The organism is Parasedimentitalea marina, from assembly GCF_004006175.1.
Taxonomy (GTDB): domain Bacteria; phylum Pseudomonadota; class Alphaproteobacteria; order Rhodobacterales; family Rhodobacteraceae; genus Parasedimentitalea; species Parasedimentitalea marina.
This window is the reverse complement of the sequence record NZ_CP033219.1, coordinates 1,529,034-1,548,643: the sequence shown is the minus strand read 5'-3', so window position 1 is coordinate 1,548,643 and position 19,610 is coordinate 1,529,034. Positions and strand designations below refer to the sequence as shown.

Annotated in this window: 21 protein-coding genes; 13 read left to right on the top strand and 8 right to left on the bottom strand. The window is 58.6% G+C overall.

What is annotated here, in order from left to right:
* Positions 1-256: 256 nt before the first annotated feature.
* Positions 257-1,084: a CE1 family esterase gene (locus EBB79_RS07460; protein ID WP_127748321.1), complete on the bottom strand. Its 828-nt coding sequence runs from the start codon at positions 1,082-1,084 to the stop codon at positions 257-259.
* A complete protein-coding gene (locus EBB79_RS07455) occupies positions 1,081-1,542 on the bottom strand; it encodes a rhodanese-like domain-containing protein (RefSeq protein WP_177627786.1) in 462 nt (153 codons plus the stop codon). Before EBB79_RS07455 ends, EBB79_RS07460 begins: the two co-directional genes overlap by 4 nt.
* Before the next feature lie 245 nt (positions 1,543-1,787).
* Between EBB79_RS07455 and EBB79_RS07450 the strand changes: the two genes are divergently transcribed.
* Genes EBB79_RS07450 through selD form a run of 7 tightly spaced genes read left to right on the top strand, consistent with a single transcriptional unit; the run spans position 1,788 to position 9,914 of the window.
* Positions 1,788-4,649, top strand: a complete 2,862-nt coding sequence (locus EBB79_RS07450) for a monovalent cation/H+ antiporter subunit A (RefSeq protein ID WP_127748319.1) — start codon at positions 1,788-1,790, stop codon at positions 4,647-4,649.
* Between the two features lie 2 nt (positions 4,650-4,651).
* On the top strand, positions 4,652-5,005 hold the full coding sequence (locus EBB79_RS07445) for a Na+/H+ antiporter subunit C (RefSeq protein ID WP_127748318.1): 354 nt from the start codon (positions 4,652-4,654) through the stop codon (positions 5,003-5,005).
* A complete protein-coding gene (locus EBB79_RS07440) occupies positions 5,002-6,558 on the top strand; it encodes a monovalent cation/H+ antiporter subunit D (protein WP_127748317.1) in 1,557 nt (518 codons plus the stop codon). The genes EBB79_RS07445 and EBB79_RS07440 overlap by 4 nt, the downstream gene beginning before the upstream one ends.
* A complete protein-coding gene (locus EBB79_RS07435; protein ID WP_127748316.1) occupies positions 6,555-7,052 on the top strand; it encodes a Na+/H+ antiporter subunit E in 498 nt (165 codons plus the stop codon). Before EBB79_RS07440 ends, EBB79_RS07435 begins: the two co-directional genes overlap by 4 nt.
* Positions 7,049-7,318, top strand: coding sequence for a K+/H+ antiporter subunit F (locus EBB79_RS07430; RefSeq protein WP_127748315.1), 270 nt, complete (start codon positions 7,049-7,051; stop codon positions 7,316-7,318). The genes EBB79_RS07435 and EBB79_RS07430 overlap by 4 nt, the downstream gene beginning before the upstream one ends.
* Before the next feature lie 7 nt (positions 7,319-7,325).
* On the top strand, positions 7,326-7,700 hold the full coding sequence (locus tag EBB79_RS07425) for a Na+/H+ antiporter subunit G (RefSeq protein WP_127748314.1): 375 nt from the start codon (positions 7,326-7,328) through the stop codon (positions 7,698-7,700).
* A 57-nt stretch (positions 7,701-7,757) separates the two neighbouring features.
* Positions 7,758-9,914, top strand: a complete 2,157-nt coding sequence (gene selD, locus EBB79_RS07420) for a selenide, water dikinase SelD (protein ID WP_127748313.1) — start codon at positions 7,758-7,760, stop codon at positions 9,912-9,914.
* 26 nt (positions 9,915-9,940) lie between these two features.
* On the opposite strand, the gene mnmH is transcribed toward selD, so the two are convergent.
* On the bottom strand, positions 9,941-11,002 hold the full coding sequence (gene mnmH, locus EBB79_RS07415) for a tRNA 2-selenouridine(34) synthase MnmH (protein WP_127748312.1): 1,062 nt from the start codon (positions 11,000-11,002) through the stop codon (positions 9,941-9,943).
* Between the two features lie 176 nt (positions 11,003-11,178).
* Here mnmH and EBB79_RS07410 point away from each other — a divergent pair, with 176 nt between their 5' ends.
* Entirely contained in the window at positions 11,179-11,664 is a 486-nt protein-coding gene (locus EBB79_RS07410; protein ID WP_202977644.1) for a MarR family winged helix-turn-helix transcriptional regulator, read from the top strand.
* A gap of 9 nt (positions 11,665-11,673) precedes the next feature.
* Here the strand turns inward: EBB79_RS07410 and EBB79_RS07405 are convergent, their stop codons facing one another.
* Together EBB79_RS07405 and EBB79_RS07400 are read right to left on the bottom strand one after the other, a co-directional pair.
* Positions 11,674-12,363 carry an SOS response-associated peptidase gene (locus tag EBB79_RS07405; RefSeq protein WP_127748311.1) on the bottom strand — a complete coding sequence of 230 codons (690 nt, stop codon included), beginning with the start codon at positions 12,361-12,363 and terminating at the stop codon, positions 11,674-11,676.
* Positions 12,364-12,502: 139 nt separating this feature from the next.
* On the bottom strand, positions 12,503-14,080 hold the full coding sequence (locus EBB79_RS07400) for a bifunctional metallophosphatase/5'-nucleotidase (protein WP_127748310.1): 1,578 nt from the start codon (positions 14,078-14,080) through the stop codon (positions 12,503-12,505).
* Between the two features lie 243 nt (positions 14,081-14,323).
* Here EBB79_RS07400 and EBB79_RS07395 point away from each other — a divergent pair, with 243 nt between their 5' ends.
* Genes EBB79_RS07395 through arsC form a run of 3 tightly spaced genes read left to right on the top strand, consistent with a single transcriptional unit; the run spans position 14,324 to position 16,055 of the window.
* Positions 14,324-14,662 (top strand): DUF952 domain-containing protein, encoded by a 339-nt coding sequence (locus EBB79_RS07395; protein WP_127748309.1) that lies wholly within the window; start codon positions 14,324-14,326, stop codon positions 14,660-14,662.
* Complete coding sequence (locus EBB79_RS07390; protein WP_127748308.1) at positions 14,659-15,717, top strand: quinone-dependent dihydroorotate dehydrogenase; 1,059 nt, start codon at positions 14,659-14,661, stop codon at positions 15,715-15,717. Before EBB79_RS07395 ends, EBB79_RS07390 begins: the two co-directional genes overlap by 4 nt.
* Positions 15,714-16,055, top strand: a complete 342-nt coding sequence (gene arsC / locus EBB79_RS07385) for an arsenate reductase (glutaredoxin) (protein WP_127748307.1) — start codon at positions 15,714-15,716, stop codon at positions 16,053-16,055. Before EBB79_RS07390 ends, arsC begins: the two co-directional genes overlap by 4 nt.
* A 43-nt stretch (positions 16,056-16,098) precedes the next feature.
* Here the strand turns inward: arsC and EBB79_RS07380 are convergent, their stop codons facing one another.
* The 3 genes from EBB79_RS07380 to EBB79_RS07370 are packed head-to-tail and all read right to left on the bottom strand — an operon-like array spanning position 16,099 to position 18,354.
* The gene (locus tag EBB79_RS07380; protein ID WP_127748306.1) at positions 16,099-17,424 is read right to left on the bottom strand and encodes an MATE family efflux transporter; all 1,326 of its coding nucleotides are present in this window, start codon (positions 17,422-17,424) and stop codon (positions 16,099-16,101) included.
* Positions 17,405-17,935, bottom strand: a complete 531-nt coding sequence (locus EBB79_RS07375; RefSeq protein ID WP_127748305.1) for a PaaI family thioesterase — start codon at positions 17,933-17,935, stop codon at positions 17,405-17,407. The genes EBB79_RS07380 and EBB79_RS07375 overlap by 20 nt, the downstream gene beginning before the upstream one ends.
* Complete coding sequence (locus EBB79_RS07370; protein WP_127748304.1) at positions 17,932-18,354, bottom strand: PaaI family thioesterase; 423 nt, start codon at positions 18,352-18,354, stop codon at positions 17,932-17,934. The genes EBB79_RS07375 and EBB79_RS07370 overlap by 4 nt, the downstream gene beginning before the upstream one ends.
* 116 nt (positions 18,355-18,470) lie before the next feature.
* Between EBB79_RS07370 and EBB79_RS07365 the strand changes: the two genes are divergently transcribed.
* Both EBB79_RS07365 and EBB79_RS07360 read left to right on the top strand, forming a co-directional pair.
* Positions 18,471-18,839 (top strand): MerR family transcriptional regulator, encoded by a 369-nt coding sequence (locus EBB79_RS07365; RefSeq protein WP_127748303.1) that lies wholly within the window; start codon positions 18,471-18,473, stop codon positions 18,837-18,839.
* 341 nt (positions 18,840-19,180) lie between these two features.
* Positions 19,181-19,582 carry a MerR family transcriptional regulator gene (locus EBB79_RS07360; protein WP_420850397.1) on the top strand — a complete coding sequence of 134 codons (402 nt, stop codon included), beginning with the start codon at positions 19,181-19,183 and terminating at the stop codon, positions 19,580-19,582.
* Positions 19,583-19,610 lie beyond the last annotated feature (28 nt).

The following is a 19,610-nucleotide window of genomic DNA, read 5'->3' as shown; positions in this document are numbered from 1 at the left end:
CACAATATTCAGGACGTCGCACCCTACGACTCGGTGCGCTCCCGTGCCCGCAGAGGATCTGGCTTTGCCAAATCCCCTTGGCGGACTTGGGCCTGGCGCCGCGCAAAGCGCGGCGCCAGGCCCAACGGGAGGAGCGTCTCCGAAAGGAGGCCGACGACGGGCGGGAGCCGTTGCGCACAAATCGAACATCCGGTGAAAGAACCTGAGATACTTCGTAGAACACCCCCGTGGCTCGAACCGAATTCCGCAAATAGAATTACCCGGCTTCAAACCAGTTCAGCATTTGATCTGCCCAGCCTTTTGGCAGAGTGTGTCCACCCGAAAACAAGGTGAACTGAATGTCCCCGCCCACGCCGCAGTCCCAGCGGCGGCGCAGGAATTCCCCGTCTTGCCACGACCTGTCCGGTGCATGACCGTCGCAGCCATTTGTTTGTCGCCACAGCTCGAGACCAGCATATATGTCTCCTTGCTGAAACTGCTTATCGCCCAGGTAGCGCCCCTCCAGCGGCACGGTTCTATCGCTCCATCCATGGGTGTGAAACAGTCGGATCGGGGCCACACAACGCTCGGGTTGAGGTCGCCAGAACCCACCCGATACCGGCGCATAGGCCGCAAAATCATCCGGGGCCTCACAGGCCAGATAATTCACCATGAAAGCGCCGGCCGAAAACCCGGCCAATACCGTATTCTGCAGAGACACACCAAACCGATCCCCCGCATCGGCCATCACATCGCGCAGAAACGCAGCCTCATCACGGCCTTCCCAGCCGGGATAAAACACCCAGGATCTATTGCCATTGCGGCGCCGGGTGGCATCTGGGGCAATCACCGCATAGCCGCGCGCCAATAAAGCCTCGACCATAGGCCTGTTCTTCATCGTGCCCGCGCCGGATCCCCCATAGCCATGCAAAAACATCACCACGGGCACTGGTTTCTGCGCATCATCCGGCAGACTTATGTGATAGGAACCGGTGCTGATCTGACAGGGTTCTGCCAAGCCATCACAGCCTGCGCGTGCTGCATCGCCCCAAAGACCCGCGATGAGAGCCAGCGCCACGCCAACCACACCCCTTGCCCCCTTCATTCCTGCCACCGCGCAACCGGCAGATTGCTGGCGACCCAGCCAGGTCCACTGCGTGACCCTAGCATGCCTTCGGGAACGTCGATAATATTGCTGAACCCCGCGTCACTCAATGCCAGTGTCATGCGGGCCGAACGCACGCCAGCGGCGCAGATCAGCGCGATAGGCGCGTTACGGTCGCCTCCGGCTGCCTGTGCCACGGCCTCGGCGAAATCTTCGCGCCGCAGATCGATCGGATGCCCTCCTACGGGCACGCCGACTGTTTTCCATTCCAGCGGGGTGCGAATGTCGATCAAAGTAATCTCGCCCGCTTGCGCCTGCTGATAGGCTTCGGCCACAGTCAATCGCGGTTGATCGTGATCCGGGGCCTGGCGACGCCACCAAAGGCCACCTGCCACCGCCGCAACCGCACAACCGCCACCAAGCAGCACATGTCGTCTGGATAGGTTCACTTGGGGCATTCGGCTCTCCAGATCAATGGTGTCTCTATACAAGCCGCCTAGCATGTTCAGCCGCCCCGGTCAGAAAAAGCCACTGACGCAGCCATCAAGTTCTTGTCAACGCCGCCCTGAACCACCAGTTTAAGCGCGAGAATTCAACAAAATACATCGCAATCCGTCTCTGCCCCCCTACAGGGGCTGGCCCTGATGCCAAAAAATGCTTAGGCAACTGTAAATTTGCCTTGCCCAAGCCCGGAGATCATCACGTGTCCCTCTTTCTGATTGCGGCCCTGCCCTTTCTTGGTGCGCTTTTCCCTGCGCTGTTGATCCGCGCCGGACGCAATGCCGCAGCCGCCTCGGCCGGGTTCACCACCCTGCTGGCCTTTATTGGTCTGTTACTGAATGCCCCTGCCGTTCTACGCGGCGACGTGGTGCAGGCACGGCTGGATTGGCTGCCCGGCTTGGGACTGAACGCCAACTTTTATCTTGATGGGCTGGGCCTGCTGTTTGCTGGGCTCATTCTGGGCATTGGCCTGCTGATCATCCTTTATGCGCGGTTCTACCTGTCGCGTGAGGATCCGATGGGGCAGTTCTACACCTATCTGCTGCTATTCCAGGGGGCGATGATCGGTATCGTTTTGTCCGACAACATCCTGCTTTTGCTGGTTTTCTGGGAGCTGACGTCCCTTAGCTCATTCCTGTTGATCGGCTATTGGAAACACCTGCCCGAGGGGCGCCAAGGCGCGCGGATGGCGCTGGCGGTGACCGGCTCCGGTGGTCTGGCGATGATCGGGGGCATGCTGATCCTGGGTCACATCGTCGGATCCTATGATCTGACCGTGATCTTACAACACAAAGAGCTGATCCAGGCCTCGCCGCTTTATCTGCCCGCGCTGATCCTGATCCTGATCGGGGCCTTTACCAAATCCGCGCAGTTCCCGTTCCATTTCTGGCTGCCGCACGCGATGGCCGCGCCAACACCGGTGTCGGCCTATCTGCATTCGGCCACCATGGTAAAGGCCGGGTTGTTCCTGATGGCGCGGATGTGGCCGGTGCTGGCCGGAACCGAGGCCTGGTTCTATATCGTCGCCACCACCGGCTTGATCACCATGGTGCTGGGCGCGGTGATTGCCCTGTTCAAGGATGACCTGAAGGCGCTGCTGGCGTTCTCAACTGTCAGCCATCTGGGGCTGATCACCATGCTGCTGGGGTTCGGCACCAAGCCGGCCGCCATTGCGGCGGTGTTCCACATCGTCAATCATGCGACATTCAAGGCTGCGCTGTTCATGACGGCTGGCATTGTTGACCACAGTGCCCACACCCGTGATATCAAACGATTGGGAGGGCTCAGGCATTTGATGCCGATCACCTTTACCATCGTTCTCATTGCCTCGCTGTCGATGGCTGGTATTCCGCCGCTGAACGGCTTCCTCAGCAAAGAGATGATGCTGCAAGAGACCATCACCACCCTGTGGCGCGAGTCGCATTATCTGGTGCCCGGTCTGGCGGTCTTTGCCGCCATGTTCTCGGCTGCCTATTCGTTTCGCTATATCGTGCATGTGTTTCTGGGCCCGCAGCGGCGCGATTATCCCGCGCAGCCGCATGATCCCGGTGTCGGGCTGTGGCTGGCACCCGCCTTTCTGGCGCTGTTGGTGGTCGCGATTGGCCTAACCCCTGGAATTATTTCCGGCCCGGTTGTTTCAACGGCGGCTGCGGCAGTGATTGGCGATGGCCAAATACCGTATTTCAACCCCAAGCTATGGCACGGCATCAACGCTGCGCTGCTGATGTCAGTCGCTGCCATTACAGGCGGTGTCATTCTACTTTGGGCCCATCCGAAACTGGCGAAAATGTGGAATGATGCGCCCCGCCCCGAGGCCAAGGACATCTTTGACGCTCTGCTTGGTGCGGTCACCCGGGCCAGCCGAGGGCTCAGCGATGCGCTGCACAATGGCTCGATCACCCGCTACTCGGCCATCATGATCGTCTTTACCACCGGCATTTCATTTTACGCCTATCAGTCCGGAGTGGCCGCGCAGGCGACACGCGCGGTGCAAGAGGCCGGTCCGCTGCCGATTATCGGTTGGATCAGCCTGGTTCTGGCCACGCTGTTCATCGTGCTGAACCACCGCAAACGTCTGCTGTCACTGGTGTTAATCGGCGTTGTGGGTCTGGTTGTCTCGCTGTCGTTCAACTATCTATCGGCGCCGGATCTGGCGCTGACGCAGATCTCGGTCGAGGTTGTCACCATCATTCTGATGCTGCTGGCGCTGAACTTTCTGCCCAAGGAAACGCCGGTTGAAAGCCCCGTCAGTACCCGGTTGCGGGATGGTGCAATTGCAACTGTCGCCGGTGCAGGCATTGGGGGGCTGATCTACGCGCTGATGACCCGTGAGTTCATCGCGCCGTCGATTTCTGAATTCCACCTCGCCAACTCGTACAAGGGCGGCGGCGGAACCAATGTGGTCAACGTGATCCTGGTTGACTTCCGGGGCTACGATACCTTTGGCGAGATCATCGTGCTGGGGATCGCTGCTGTTGTAATCTACGCCCTGACCGAGGCCATTCTGGGCTCGAAGGTGCGCGCATATCTGCTGAATCGCAAACCCGACCTGCCACAAGACGGTGATCCGCACCCGTTGATGATGGTTGTTGCCACGCGGGTGATGATGCCACTGGCACTGATGGTTGCGGGTTATATCTTCTTCCGCGGCCACAACCTGCCGGGTGGTGGTTTCATCGCCGGCTTGATCGCGGCGATTGCCATGTTGATGCAGTATATGGCCTCGGGGTTTGGCTGGGCGGCCGAGCGACAACGGTTTTATTACCACGGCATTATCGGCTCTGGGGTGCTGATTGCGGCCACCACCGGCATGGGGTCATGGCTGGCGGGCAGGCCTTTCCTGACCAGCTCTTTTGGTTACCTGCACTGGCCGCCACTCGAGAAATTCGAATGGGCCACTGCAGCGCTGTTTGACCTCGGCGTATTCCTTGCCGTGGTTGGCGCGGTGATGCTGACCCTGGAAAGCCTGGCGCGCTTCGCCTGGCAGCCCGGTATGCAGTCGGAACACGCAATGGACATCAACCCGGCCCGCGATGACGCGCCCAAGAGTGAAGAGGAGGCTTGAGAATGGAATTCCTGTTTGCCTCGGCCGTTGGCATTCTGACCGCAGCGGGGGTCTATCTGATCCTGCGCAAACGTACCTTTCCCGTTATTCTGGGACTTTCGCTGCTGACCTATGGCGTGAACCTGTTTCTGTTTGCCACTGGACGATTGATGGTCAACGCCCCTCCGGTGCTGAACAAATACGCCGAGGTCGCCTATACCGATCCACTGCCACAGGCGCTGGTGCTGACCGCCATCGTGATCTCATTTGGCATGACAGCCGTCGTGGTGATGATTGCGCTGGGGGCCTACTTGTCGGCCAAGGATGACCAGATTGACATGGTCGAAGACACGACGCGCGCAGGAGATGACGCATGAACCACCTGCTGATTGCGCCTGTGGTGCTGCCCGCTATTGTCGCGCCTTTCACCATCATGGTGCTGCGTCACCACCTGAGCCTGCAACGGATCTTCTCGCTTGCCAGCGTCATCGCGCTGCTGGCGATCACCCTGGTGCTGGGGGCGCAGGCCGCTGACGGCACCGTTCAGGTCTATGAGCTGGGCAATTGGCCTGCTCCTTTTGGCATTGTGCTGGTGCTGGACCGCCTCTCGGCCCTGATGCTGCTGCTGACCAGTGGGTTGGCCCTTGCGGTTGTGCTCTATGCGATCGGATCAGGCTGGGATGCCCGAGGCCGCCATTTCCACGCACTGCTGCAATTCCAGCTGATGGGCATTCTCGGGGCTTTTCTGACCGGCGATGCCTTTAACCTGTTTGTGTTCTTCGAGGTTCTGCTGATCGCTTCATATGGGTTGATGATTCACGGCGGCGGCACCAAGCGGCTGCAGGCCGGGGTGCAATATGTGGTCTATAACCTGCTGGGCTCCAGCCTGTTCCTGTTTGCCCTGGGCACGCTCTACTCAGTCACGGGCACGCTGAACATGGCCGATCTGGCGGTCCGCGTGGGCGAGCTGCCAGCGGATGATACCGCCCTGTTGCGGGTGGGTGCAATCATGTTGCTTCTGGTCTTTGCCATCAAGGCCGCTGTGCTGCCGCTGCACTTCTGGCTGCCAGCCTCTTATGCCAATGCCCCCCTGCCGGTGGCGGCATTGTTTGCCATCATGACCAAAGTGGGCGCCTATGGCATCCTGCGCATGTATACGCTGGTGTTTGGCCCCGAGGTCGCAGCCACCGCAGGGTTGATCGGCGACTGGCTGTTGCCCGCGGCGCTGCTGACCTTGGCAATCGGAGCGATTGGTGTGCTGGGCGCACGCGAAATTGGGCGCTTGGTCGCCTTTGGCGCGATCGCGTCCATGGGCACGCTGCTGGTGGCGATTGCTCTGTTTACGCCGCAAGCCACCGCAGCGGCGCTCTATTACACCGTACATTCAACCCTTGCTGCTGGCCTTTTGTTCCTGGTCGCCGATCTGGTGATGGAGCGCCGGGGTGGCGACATCATCGCACAACGCCCCATGGCACAGACCGGGCTGATTGCATCCCTGTTCTTTGTCGGCGCCATCGCCATGGCCGGAATGCCTCCATTGTCAGGGTTCGTCGGCAAGCTGCTGGTCATGGACGCGGCCCGCGGCCATGATCTGGTCTGGTGGATCTGGGCCGTCATTCTGGTCGGCTCGCTGATCACCATCATCGGCTTCGCCCGCGCCGGAACCGAGATCTTCTGGAAAAGCCATGACGCCAGTCATATCCGTGAGCCCGAACCTGAGGTGCCAGTGGATGACGCCCAGGCCCAACCAGAGGCCTTGGCACCTTCGGCCCCTACCCTGCCATTTGTCGCCTGCTTTGGTCTTCTGGCCGGACTGGTGCTGCTGACCGTATTCGCGGGCCCCATGTTGGACTATACCAATGCCACCGCCGCACAGCTGTTTGATCCAGACATCTACATTGACGCGGTTCTAAAGAGGGCTGAGCAATGAGACTGCTGCAACGTCTGCTACCACACCCGTTTCTAACGCTGTTGTTGACCGTGACCTGGCTGTTGCTGGTCAACGGCTACTCGCTGAACTCGCTGGTGTTTGGATTTGGGTTGGGGGTGATTATTCCCTTTGTCACCCAGCCATTCTGGCCAAACCGCCCCACGGTCAAGCGACCAGTCAAAGTTGTTTTGTACATCCTGCTGGTGCTCTACGACATCGTCGTGGCCAATATTGTCGTCGCCAAAATCGTTGTGTTTAAATCCAACGCCAAACGTCAGCCCAATTGGGTCACAATCCCACTAGACCTGCGCACCCCCGAGGCAATCACCACATTGGCCGGAACCATCACCATGACTCCCGGCACCGTAACAGCGGATGTCTCGGCCGAGGGGCACGCGCTTTTGGTTCACTGCCTGGATGCCCCCAACCCGGACGATGTCCGCGATGATATCAAACAACGCTACGAGCGCCGCCTGATGGAGATTTTCGAATGATCACCTATGCCGCTATTTTCGCCTTTGGCTGCTTCGCCCTCGCGGTTCTGATGAACCTGTGGAAAGTGCTGTTCGCAGAGGAGATCGCCGACCGCATTCTGGCGCTGGACACCATGTTCATCAACGCCATCGCCCTGATGGTGCTTTACGGCATTGCCCTGGGCACTGGCATTTATTTTGAGGCCTCGATGATCATCGCCATGCTCGGCTTTGTCTCTACTGTGGCCTACGCGCGCTTTATCCTGCGCGGCAACATCATCGAGTGAGGCAGATATGGACCTGTTTTTCGAACTGTTGATCACCGGATTTCTGATCATGGCTGGTGTCTTTGGGCTGGTTGGCTCGTTTGGCCTGCTCAAACTGAACGACGCCATGTCGCGGCTGCATGCCCCGACCAAAGCCACCACTCTGGGGGTTGGCGGCGTGCTGCTGGCCTCGATGACACATGCCTTTGCCATGGGGCCGCACTGGTCGGTGCATGAGCTGATGATCACCCTGTTCCTGCTGCTCACCGCACCCATCACCGCGAACTTTATCGCCAAGGTGCATATTCACCAGAAGGAAAGCCGCGACAGCCTGCCAGCGGCGGGCGAAGACGGATCTTGGGCCACCCAGGATCTGGATGATCCAAGCGATCACCAAAGCTAAGGGGACATCCGCCGCCCGGATGACCCACTCAAGATCTGAGACAAGGCCCCATCGACAATGATTGACCCGCATCTGCCACTGACCCGAGATCTGGTATTGGTTGGCGGCGGCCATACCCATGCATTGGTGCTACGCAAATGGGGCATGGCGCCAATGCCCGGTGCCCGACTGACACTGATCAACCCAACCCCTACAGCGGCCTATTCCGGCATGTTGCCGGGGTTCATTGCCGGTCACTACAGCCGCGACGCATTGGACATTGATCTGGTGAAGCTGGCGCGTTTTGCTGGCGCGCGCGTCATCATTGGGGCCGCCACGGCAATCGACACCACGGCCCGTTGCGTACAGGTTCCGGGCCGGGCGCCCATTGAATATGACCTGGCCTCGGTTGATGTTGGTATCACTTGTGACATGCCCGAGTTGCCCGGCTTTGCTGCGCATGGCGTACCCGCCAAGCCATTGGGGGTCTTTGCTGCCAAATGGGACGCCTTTCGCCAAGGCGACGACCCTGCCCATATCGCGGTCATTGGCGGCGGTGTGGCTGGCGTGGAGCTGGTACTGGCGATGGCCCATGCCCTGCGCCGACGCGGGCGGTTGGCGCAGGCAACTCTGATCGACAGCGCCGAGGCTTTGGCGGCTTTAGGACAGAGTGCCCGCACCAAACTTCGCACAGCGCTGACCGCGCAGTCCGTGACCCTGATTGAAAACGCCGAGATAGCCAGTATCGAGCCCGATCACATCCGTCTGAAAGATGGCCGCGAGGTGCTGTCGGATTTCACCACCGGTGCTGCGGGCGCCCGCGCCTATGACTGGATCGGAAAATCCGGTCTGACCCAAACAGATGGCTACATCACAGTAAATGCCCAGTTGCAAAGCTCGGATCCGGCGGTGTTTGCCGCCGGCGATTGCGCCCACCTGAGCCACGCACCACGTCCCAAGGCCGGTGTCTTTGCAGTGCGCCAGGCGCCGGTTCTGTTTGACAACTTGCAGGCTGCCCTCAGCGGTGGTGACCTGCGCGCGTACAAACCACAAAAAGAATATCTGAAACTGATCTCGCTGGGAGAAAAATCGGCCCTGGCGGAGCGCTTTGGGCGCAGCCTGTCGGGGCCTCTGATGTGGCGCTGGAAAGATCACATCGACCAGACATTCATGACCCGTTTTCGCGATTTGCCGCAAATGGAGCAACCGGCGCTGCCCAGCTATCATACCCTGGGCATGGCTGAGGCGCTGGGGGACAAACCCATGTGCGGCGGTTGCGGCGCCAAGGTTGGCCGCAATGCCCTGCGTGCGGCACTCGCCCCGATGCCCGACAGTGCGCGCGATGATATCACGCCATTACCCGGTGATGATGCGGCCCTGCTCACCACGGGTGGCGTGCAGCAGGTCATCAGCTCGGACCACCTGCGCGCCTTTTGCGCCGATCCGGAGCTGATGACCCGCATCGCAGCCGTACATGCGCTGGGGGATATCTGGGCGATGGGGGCAGAGCCGCAAGCCGCCACCGCCAACCTGATCCTGCCGCGCATGTCACCCCAACTGCAGGAACGTACATTACGCGAAATCATGCAGGCAGCCAGCGGCGTCATGCGCGATGCTGGTGCCGAAATCGTAGGTGGCCATACCTCGCTTGGTGATGAGCTGACCATCGGATTTACCGTGACCGGCCTGTGCCCGCAGGCCCCCATCACCCTGGCTGGTGCAACACCCGGAGACCTCCTGATCCTGACCAAACCCATCGGATCGGGGGTGATCATGGCTGCGGAAATGGCGGGACAGGCCACTGGCGCATGGGTGACTACGGCGCTGGCACAGATGGCCCGCCCGCAGGCCAAAGCCGCAAAAATTCTGCAAGGCGCCCATGCGATGACTGATGTAACCGGGTTTGGCCTCTACGGGCATCTGGCGGGCATCTGCGAGGCCTCGGGTGTTGGGGCTGAGTTGCATTTTGACTCAGTTCCCCTGATGCAGGGCGCCGGTCAACTGGCCGCACAGGGCGTGCGCTCATCGCTATTCGCTGACAACCAGCGGCTGGCCCCCGGGTTTCAGACAGCCGGAGTACAGGATCTGTTGTTTGACCCTCAAACCGCCGGCGGGCTGCTGGCTGCGGTCGCAGCTCAGGACGCCGAAGAGCTGGTTAGGACCTTGCATCAGGCGGGTGAAGCTGCGGCGGTCATCGGGGCTGTGATTAAAGGTGCGGGTATTTCCGTCACCTAGAACAGATCAGGCACCGTGCTTGCGCTTCAATTCGCGCCGTGGCTTTGCATCAACTGGGTTATCCGATCCGCAGCCGCAGCCAATCCATTAGCGTCCAGCTCTGCCACCTGCACCTCGGCCAGGACTTCGGCGTCCAGTGTCTGACGCGATTTGGCGTAAGACGGATCGTAGTGCTGCACCATCAGGGATTGTGTCAACGCAGCCTTATCGCCTGCTGTGATCAGCCCCAGCCAATGATCCACCACCGCGTGAGAGCGATGCGCCCGCAGCGGTTCCAGTTTCCGGCGCAGTGTCACCGAATCTGACAGAATGTCGTCATAGGCCTGTACCAGATAGCGGCACCGCGCCGCCACCGGGGCGGTGACCTGAATACGGGGCGCCGCCTTCATCGCAGTCCAAAGCGAGGGCGGAATGATCCGCTCGCCGATTTTACTGGATTCCGCCTCGACCAGCACCGGGCGACTGGGATCCATCCGGGCCAGCTGCGCCGCAAGCTCTGTTTCGAACGCCTTTTGACTTGGTTGTGGCCCCTGGTTACCGCCAAGCAATGAGCCACGGTGGTTGGCCAGCCCCTCAAGATCCAGAACCTGCACTCCATTGGTTTTCACCAGTTTTAGCAGATCGGTTTTGGCGGTGCCGGTATAGCCATCCAGCGCCACCAGAGGATGTGCCAAGGGCGTGTCATACAGATAGGATTTCACCAACCTCCGGTAGGTTTGATAGCCACCCTCTATCACCTCTGCACGCCAGCCAATCTGTTGTAATAACCAAGTAAAAGAGCCCGACCGCTGACCACCGCGCCAACAATAGACCATTGGTTTCCAACCGCCGTCTTTGTCGGCCAGTGCCGTTTCCACATGGCGAGAAGCATTGCGAAACACCATGGCGGCGCCCATTTTACGGGCCAGAAACCGGCTTTGCTGGACATACATCGTCCCAACCTTCGCCCGCTCATCATTGTCCAGAACCGGCAGGTTAATAGCACCTGGCACATGATCTTCCGCAAATTCATCCGGGCTTCGGACGTCAATCACGCTATCATAAGAGTGATCCAATAATTCGATAAGAGATGCAAAAGTCAAAGCCATGGGCCACCTCTAGCCGCAGCGCCGAGTAAGGGGAAGCGTCGTTTCATAGTCAATACGGGTAAAACCTGCTTGCGTCCCCCCGCATGAGAAAAGTAACCTAATGTTGAGCGTTTCAGAGCATGCTCTTTATAAGGGTGACCTTCCACCCTAAAACTAGGATAAGTTGCGTAACCAGTATGGAATTACAATCTCTCGACATTCACAGTATGCCCGGCCATCTCATCCGCAGGCTGAACCAGATATCCGTTGCCCGCTTTATGGAACAGGTTGCCAGTGCAGAGCTATCCCTGACACCCGTGCAATATGCGGCGCTGTGTGCGATCCGCGATAATCCCGGTATTGACCAAGCTTCGGCGGCTGGATTGATCGCCTATGACCGGGCGACACTTGGCAAAGTTATTGACCGTTTGGACGCCCGCGGGCTTGTGCTGCGCAAGGTAAGCAAGTCAGACCGTCGTGCGCGTGAGTTGTTTTTGTCTGAGGATGGTGAAAAGCTATTGACCATCGCCCACCCTCAAGTCGAGGCGGCACAACCGGAAATCCTGTCAGGGCTGTCGCCAGAGGAACAGGAACAGCTTGTACACCTGATAAAAAAGGTCATCCGGGCCGGCAATGAACTCAGCCGTGCGCCGCACCGTGACTTGTCCAAGGCCGCCGAATAGGCGCTGCTGCTAAATCAGCTGACCACGCGGCACCGACTCTGGCTCAAAGGGTTCAATCAACTCGGGCCCCTCTGCCCTGTTTGAATTGACAGCCGGGTCAACGCGATGCCACTGCAGCAGATCTTCGTCACCTGGTTGCATCAGTGTCGCGGCCCCCTGCCCGGCCTCGCCCAACCATAGCGCCCAGTCTGATTGATCCAGTATTACCGGCATCCGGTGATGGATGGTCGATAAGGCTTGATTGGCGCCGGTGGTCACGATGGCACAGGTGTTAAACGGATCCTCTTTACCCCAGCTTTGCCAGATCCCGGCAAAGGCCAACGGCGCGCCGTCACGGCGCTGGATATACCAAGGCAGTCTGCGGCCCTGATCATCCTTGGTCCATTCATAAAACCCGGTAACCGGGATCAGGCACCTTCGTTCGCGGCACGCCTTGGCAAAGGCAGGTTTTTGGGCAATGGATTCGGCCCGCGCATTGATCAGCAATGGTCCAGCCGAGGCCGATTGATACCAATGTGGTAAAAACCCCCAGCGCATAGAGACCAACTGCCGTCCGGTCGCACCAGATTGAACCACATGCACCTGAGTGGTGGGGCAAACGTTGAAATTTGGGACGCGCGGCAAATTATTCGCTGGCTGCGCCGCAAAGAGCTGCGCCATGGCGTCATTCGGAAGGGTAATGGCAAAACGTCCACACATGGGGCCAGACTATCGTGCCCGGGACCGGGCGTCAGCCATCTTTTTGCACCCTCTGATGCCCATCAACGACCTGAGACTAAACAGGCAAAAGCCCCGCCGGATCGCTCGGGCGGGGCCATGTCATCACATCAAGATGCGATTATTTTTGTTCGATACGTCCATCAATATAAGGCGTATAGGGCGAGTTGGTTGCCATGTATTCCGCCAGAACGTCGGCCAGATCGGGGCCAAAGTCATAGGCGTTCTTGTCGTCGCCTGAGAACATCTTGTAACCATCACCACCGCCACGCACGTAATTGTTGGTCACAACCATGTATGTCTTGGCCGGATCAACGGCAACAAAACCGTCACCATCGGCAACCATGACGTCCTGAATACGGCCTTCACCAGCTGCTACGCTTGCGTCCCAGCTGAACTTAAGACCCGCAACCTGTGGAAAACGGCCTTTGACCTCTTCCACCTGGCTCACACCGTTTTCCAGTGCTGAAACCAAAGTCGCGCCATCCAGTTCAAAGGTCGACAGGGTGTTCTGGAACGGCAGAACCGACAGCACTTCGCCCATGGTGACTTCGCCCGGCTCCATGCTGGCACGAATGCCACCAGAGTTGGCAATTGCAATGGTTACGCCCTGATCCTTGACCCGTGCAAGCATCGCATCAGCCACCAGGTTGCCCATCTGGCATTCCTGAATACGGCAGGTAGCGCGGTCACCGTTAATGGCCTCGGCAGATTCAGCCACAACTTTGGTGCGGATTTCCTCCAGCGGTGTGCCCAACTCGGTGATGCGGGCAACGGTGGCTTCGTCTTCGGCGACGGTGGCATCCATGCTCAATGGTTCACCGCTGGCTTCAACCACATTACCGGCATCGTCAAAGGTGACGTTCAGCTCGCCCAGGAATTTGCCATAGGCATAGGCCTGCACAATCGCGGTATCTTTGACCATAGTTGGATACGGACCAACAGCGCGGTCTGATACGTTTGACAGGTAGCTGTTCGAGTGGCCACCTACGATCACGTCAACACCCGTGGTCTCGGCTGCAACCTTTTGGTCGACAACATAACCCGAGTGGCTGAGCACGATGATCTTGTTCACGCCTTCAGCTGTCAAACGGTCAACTTCGGCCTGCACCGCAGCAACCGGATCACCAAAGGTGATGTTCTTGCCAGGGCTGGCCAGGTCGTGGGTGTCTTCTGGAGTCAGACCGATCAGGCCGATCTTTTCGCCGCCACGTTCAATGACGGTGGATTTGTTCAGCACACCAGCCAGAGTAGGCTCGGCGCTGACGTCGGCATTGGACATCAGAATGGGGAAATCAACCGAATCCATGAACCCGCGCAAAACTTCGGGGCCATCGTCGAACTCGTGGTTGCCAACGGTCATGCCGTCATAGCCCAATTTGTTCATGAACTCAGCCGCAACCTTACCCTTGTAATAGGTATAGAACAGCGAGCCCTGGAACTGGTCACCACCGTCAACCAGGATCGAGTTGTTCGAACGCGCGCGCGCATCCGCGATCGCTGTCACCAGACGTGCGGTCCCACCGAAACACTTGCCTTCGGCATTGTCACCTTCGCGGCAGCCACTGTCATATTTGCTGACCGGCTCAAACCGGGAATGAAAGTCATTGGTGTGCAAAATGGTCAGGTTGTAGTCCGCAGCTGCCATACCGGCCGTCAGCCCTAAGGCGGCGACCGATGTCAGAATTCGCATCATCATAATAGTAGTCTCCCAGATTATTTTTTTTGCCCCCGTGGCGAGCGTCGCTACGCCGCATAAGGGAATATGACATACTTGCGTCCAGCATTTGAAATCGCAAGGCTAATGTCACGGCACCCACATACACGGACAGGTAAACAGTCTGCGTGACAGTGCCATGACAGGTCAGGGGGAAAAGCGGGGAATTCGACGCAGTAGCGCCAATGTCTTGACCCGGACGCAGCCGCAGGGCATCAGGCTGCCATGCAAATTTACAAAATCTTCCGTGCCGACGAATGGGCGGCATTCGACTCTCAGGGGGAAACTCTGGGCGCCGCAATCGATCTGAGCGATGGGTTCATTCATTTCTCGACAGCCTCACAGTCCGCTGAAACCGCCGCCAAGCATTTTGCCGGGGTCGAAGGGCTGATGTTGCTGGCCTTTGACGCCGATGCCCTGGGCGAAGCGCTGAAATGGGAAATCTCGCGCGGGGATGCGCTGTTTCCGCATCTGTTCCGCCCGTTGAAGCTGGACGAGATGCTCTGGGTGAAACCGCTGCCCTTTGTCGATGGTCTGCACCAGTTCCCGGCTGACATGGCATGAACCTGATTGAGAAAATGGGTCTTAAGGCCCTGCATCAGGTTGATCCTGAAACCGCCCATGGTTTGTCGATCAAAGCCTTGAAAATGGGGCTTGTTCCTACTCCGGGTCCGGTGACTTCCTCCCGTTTGAAGACCACAGTTGCGGGGATGGAATTGCCCAATCCGGTCGGGCTGGCCGCAGGGTTTGATAAAAACGCCGAAGTGCTGGCACCGTTGGCCAAGTCGGGGTTTGGTTTTATCGAGGTTGGCGCTGCCACGCCGCGCGCGCAAGCTGGCAATCCCAAACCGCGCCTGTTCCGATTGACCGAGGACGCGGCGGCCATCAACCGGTTTGGCTTTAACAACCAAGGCATGGAGGCTATCGGTCAACGCCTGTCACAGCGTCCCAAGGATGCGGTGATTGGCCTGAACCTTGGCGCCAACAAAGACAGCGATGATCGTGCCGGCGACTTTGCCCGTGTGTTACAGCATTGCGGCGCGCATCTGGACTTTGCCACCGTGAATGTGTCCTCGCCTAACACCGAAAAACTGCGCGACCTGCAGGGTAAGGCTGCCCTGACGGCCCTGCTGAGCGGTGTTATCGACACCCGCAATAACCTGGATCGCAATATTCCGGTGTTCCTGAAAATTGCACCGGATCTGACTGCAGATGAACTGCGCGATATTGCCGAAGTCGCGACTGAGACCGGCATTGATGCGGTGATCACCACCAATACCACCCTGTCACGTGAGGGGCTGCAAAGCGTGTATAAAGGCGAGGCCGGGGGACTGTCCGGCGCGCCGCTGTTTGACGCCTCTACCCGCGTGTTGGCGCAATTGTCGCTGCTGCTGGACGGTAAAATCCCACTGATCGGCGTTGGCGGCATCAGCTCGGCTGAACAGGCCTATGCCAAGATCTGTGCCGGGGCCAGCGCGGTGCAGCTGTATACGGCATTGGTTTATCATGGCCTGTCCCTGGCCGGAGACATCGCCCGCGGGTTGGATGATCTTTTGGCGCGTGACGGGTTCGACAACGTGGCGCAGGCCGTGGGCAGCAAACGGAGCGACTGGCTATGATCACCTATTGGCACAATCCGCGCTGCTCAAAATCCCGCGCCGGGCTGGCATTGTTGCAAGACAAAGGCGTCGCGGTTCAGCAACGGCTTTACCTGCAAGATCCCCCCTCTCTGGACGAGATCAGACAGGTTCAGACCAAGCTTGGCGGTGCAGCAATCGATATGATGCGCGCCAAGGATAAGCTGTTCAAAGAGCTGGGGTTGCGCGAGGACATGGATGACGGTGAACTGCTGGCGGCCATGGTGCAGACCCCTGCGTTGATAGAGCGGCCCATTGCGGTCACGGGCGATTTGGCAGTTATTGGCCGGCCAACCGAGGCGCTAGAAGCGCTGCTGTAAGACATCGGATCTGCCCCCCCGATATGGGGGGGGCAGGTATGGATCAGGCGCCAACCTGCGCCTCGAGCCGGGGATATTGCAATCCCAGCGTCAGCCCACGCATGATGTTGAGAACCATCAGCGCGCCCCAAAGGCCGTGATTGCCATATAGCGGCACCAGTACAAACAAAGACAGGATGTAGACCGCAACGGACTGCAACATTGCGATGCGCATCTCGCGGGTCCAGGTGGCTCCGATGTAAATGCCGTCGAACATCCAGCTGGCGATACCAATCACCGGTGCAGCGGCCGCCCAGATCAGGTAGTCCAGTCCGGCGGCGCGGACCTCTGGCGAGGTGGACATCATGTCAATTACCCAGGGCCCCGCCAGCCAGAAGCTTACCCCTAAAATCAACGCACCGCCCAATCCCCATTGCGATGCAATGATCGAGGACCGACGCAAGCGAGCCCGGCTTTTGGCCCCGACGGCCCCTCCAACCAATGTCTCGGCTGAAAAGGCAAAGCCATCCAGGGCAAAGGCGGTAATTTCCAGAAATTGGATCAAGATCTGATTTGCCGCCAGCGTGACGTCGCCCAGGTCTGCGCCAATAAACAAAAAGGTGGTGAAAGATCCGGTCAACAGGATCGAGCGCACCATGATATCGGCGTTGACCTTCATCATGCGGTGCAGGCGTTGGCGATCAAAGACCCGCGCCCAGTTGCACCACTGCTTTCCGGCAAAGGCGTCGCGACACAGCCAGAGCCCCAGAAACAGTCCCGTCCATTCGGCGATCAATGTGGCAATGGCCACGCCCTCGACCCCCCAGCCCAGACCTAACACAAACCAAAGGTCGAGACAGATGTTCAGCCCGTTCATCCAGATTTGCAGGACAAACACGCCGCGTGTTCGCTCGACCGCAATCAACCAGCCGGTCACCGCATAAAGAGCAATTGTCGCAGGCGCGCCCCAGATCCGGATCTGCAGGTAGTCACGCGCCAGTGTTTCAACCTCGGCGCTGGCTGGGGCCAGGGCAAAGGCACCCCAGAACACACCCGCCTGTGTGACGATGAAAAACGCACCCGCAGCAAAGGCCAGCAACAGCCCACGCATCAGTAATGCACCGGTTTCTGCCGTGTCCCCTGCCCCGCGCGCCTGTGCAGCCAGGCCGGTGGTCCCCATCCGCAGGAAGCCAAAGATCCAGTAGATTGTGGCCAGGATCACCGCGCCAATTCCAACCGCGCCTATTGGCGCCGCCAGACCCATCTGGCCGACCACGCCCGTATCCACAGCCCCGAGGATCGGCACCGTGGCATTAGACAACACTATCGGCAGGGCAATTTTCAGTACCCGGCGATGGGTCAGCGGCGCCTCAGTCGGGCTTAACGTCACGCTTGTCTTCTCCCTGCGGCATCAAGAAGTGACCGACTGCCTGCGCAAAGGGTCTGTCCTTGTGATCCTGCCAGGCCTCGACCCGGACACTGGCGAACCGACGGCCAGACCGGGCCACAGTGGCACGGGCATAGGCGTCGCGCGGCAGTCCCGAGCGCAGGTAATCAACGGTGAAATCAATGGTCTTGGGTTGTCGGGGCAACCTGCCCGCGGCCATGTCCACCGCGTCCAGCTCACCGGCTTCGATCTTGGGCCAGAGGTGCATCCAGTTCAGTGCCATCATCGCGGTCATTTCCAGAAACGCCGCCGTAGCCCCACCATGCAGCGCGGGCAAAAAGGGATTGCCGATCAGTTTCTGGTCAAAATTCATCTGCCCCGTCAGCTCGTCCCCGCGACGATCAAAGCTGATATTCAGGAACTGGATATAGGGAACCGAGGCCACCAATGCCGCCAAGGCAGCATCACGGCGCTGTTTCACCACCTGGATCGGCTCCGGACGCGGGCGGCTCAAAACTTGGCCTCCACAGAAAAGGCAGCGGTCGCTGTGGCCACAGGATTTTCGCGGTCATCATCCAGGGCGACGGCGCGCACAAAGGCAACATTGCGGCTGATATGGTGGCAGGTGGCTTTGGTCATAATTGTCTGTCCCGGAGTGGCAGCGCGCATATATTCGATACGCAGATCAATGGTCGCAGTGCCGCCCGGTGCCTCGGGGTGGCACATCACGGCAGCGCCGCAACAGGTATCCATCAGCGCCGACACCGCACCACCGTGAATAACGCCGGTATCAGGGTCGCCAATTAGTTTCTCGTCATAGGGCATGGAAATTTCGGCCGTCCCATCACCCAGGTTTTCCAATACCATACCCAGTTCCTGAGCATGTGGAATCGCCCCAATAAACTGGCGTGCCAACTGCGCCTTATCGCTCATGCCGCTCTCCTTTACGTTATACGCACAGCTTAATGCGTAATGGTTGGTCATAGTACAACCGCACCTGTTGCACTACCTAAAACAAGGGCCTAGGTTGCCCCCAAGGAGGATGGTGGATGACCGAAACAAGAATGTCATTCAAAGAGATGTGCGCGGCGTTTGATGTGACGCCACGTACCCTTCGCTATTATGAATACATAGAACTTTTACAGCCTGACCGCGAAGGCCGGTCTCGCTTTTACACTTCCCGCGAGCGGGCCCGGATGGAACTGATCATGCGCGGTCGTAAGTTTGGCTTTCAGCTGGAAGAGATCCGCCAATGGCTGATGATCTATGAAAACGAGGGCAACCAAGCCCAAGCGCAGGCCTTTTTGGAAATGGCAGATCGCCAGATGATCGAACTGAAAAACCAGCGTGAACAACTGGAAGAGGCAATGAACGAACTTAGTTCGCTGCGCGAAACTACCGCCCGCAGTTTGGCGTAAGTTCAACAAATCCGTCAGCAAAATCCAGCTTACCTAGCCCCGCCGCAAGCGGGGCTTTTGTATTTCTGGGCGGAACATGCCATCGTGAAAACCACCTGCAGTCCGCTGGCTGCGCCGTTATAAAGTTTGAACTTTGGTATTTTGACGTTCCTATTTTGATAGCCTGCACTGCTATTTTTACGGATTTGACCGAACGACGCTGCGTCAAATCACTCAGACCCCACGTCACAAATCAGCTGACGTAGGGTATAGCTTACGTCAACGTAAGGGCTGTGCTGTAACAAGCTCAAGTAACTCAGCCTAGGACAACACCAGTAGCGAGAGTGACCGAAATGACTGATGTGCCAGAAGTGACTTTGAATATCCGCGAGATGTGTGACGCCTATCAGGTGACTCCACGGACTTTGCGGTTCTATGAGGCCAAAGAGCTGTTGTTTCCGATCCGTGAGGGTCAGAAACGGTTGTTCACCAAACGCGACCGCGCCCGGTTGAAACTGATTTTGCGTGGCAAGCGGTTTGGCTTCAGCCTGGAGGAAATCCGTCAGCTGCTGGATCTCTATCACACCGGTGACCAGAACCACACTCAGCTCTCGCGCACCTATGAAATCGCCCATGAAAGACTGAGCGATATGGAACGTCAGCGCGACGAGCTGAACGAAGCCATTGATGAGCTGAAAGAACAATTGAAATGGGGCGAAAAAGTAATCGCTTCATTTAGCCAAGGCCAGGAGGCCGCTGAATAGGCCTCCGCCCCCCCGCCCCAAAACAGCC

Bases quoted from the DNA above. Each gene is read 5' to 3' on its own strand.
- EBB79_RS07460 (WP_127748321.1), bottom strand. From the start codon at position 1,084: ATGAAGGGGGCAAGGGGTGTGGTTGGCGTGGCGCTGGCTCTCATCGCG.
- EBB79_RS07455 (WP_177627786.1), bottom strand. From the start codon at position 1,542: ATGCCCCAAGTGAACCTATCCAGACGACATGTGCTGCTTGGTGGCGGT.
- EBB79_RS07445 (WP_127748318.1), top strand. From the start codon at position 4,652: ATGGAATTCCTGTTTGCCTCGGCCGTTGGCATTCTGACCGCAGCGGGG.
- EBB79_RS07440 (WP_127748317.1), top strand. From the start codon at position 5,002: ATGAACCACCTGCTGATTGCGCCTGTGGTGCTGCCCGCTATTGTCGCG.
- EBB79_RS07435 (WP_127748316.1), top strand. From the start codon at position 6,555: ATGAGACTGCTGCAACGTCTGCTACCACACCCGTTTCTAACGCTGTTG.
- EBB79_RS07430 (WP_127748315.1), top strand. From the start codon at position 7,049: ATGATCACCTATGCCGCTATTTTCGCCTTTGGCTGCTTCGCCCTCGCG.
- EBB79_RS07425 (WP_127748314.1), top strand. From the start codon at position 7,326: ATGGACCTGTTTTTCGAACTGTTGATCACCGGATTTCTGATCATGGCT.
- selD (WP_127748313.1), top strand. From the start codon at position 7,758: ATGATTGACCCGCATCTGCCACTGACCCGAGATCTGGTATTGGTTGGC.
- mnmH (WP_127748312.1), bottom strand. From the start codon at position 11,002: ATGGCTTTGACTTTTGCATCTCTTATCGAATTATTGGATCACTCTTAT.
- EBB79_RS07410 (WP_202977644.1), top strand. From the start codon at position 11,179: ATGGAATTACAATCTCTCGACATTCACAGTATGCCCGGCCATCTCATC.
- EBB79_RS07405 (WP_127748311.1), bottom strand. From the start codon at position 12,363: ATGTGTGGACGTTTTGCCATTACCCTTCCGAATGACGCCATGGCGCAG.
- EBB79_RS07400 (WP_127748310.1), bottom strand. From the start codon at position 14,080: ATGATGATGCGAATTCTGACATCGGTCGCCGCCTTAGGGCTGACGGCC.
- EBB79_RS07395 (WP_127748309.1), top strand. From the start codon at position 14,324: ATGCAAATTTACAAAATCTTCCGTGCCGACGAATGGGCGGCATTCGAC.
- EBB79_RS07390 (WP_127748308.1), top strand. From the start codon at position 14,659: ATGAACCTGATTGAGAAAATGGGTCTTAAGGCCCTGCATCAGGTTGAT.
- arsC (WP_127748307.1), top strand. From the start codon at position 15,714: ATGATCACCTATTGGCACAATCCGCGCTGCTCAAAATCCCGCGCCGGG.
- EBB79_RS07370 (WP_127748304.1), bottom strand. From the start codon at position 18,354: ATGAGCGATAAGGCGCAGTTGGCACGCCAGTTTATTGGGGCGATTCCA.
- EBB79_RS07365 (WP_127748303.1), top strand. From the start codon at position 18,471: ATGACCGAAACAAGAATGTCATTCAAAGAGATGTGCGCGGCGTTTGAT.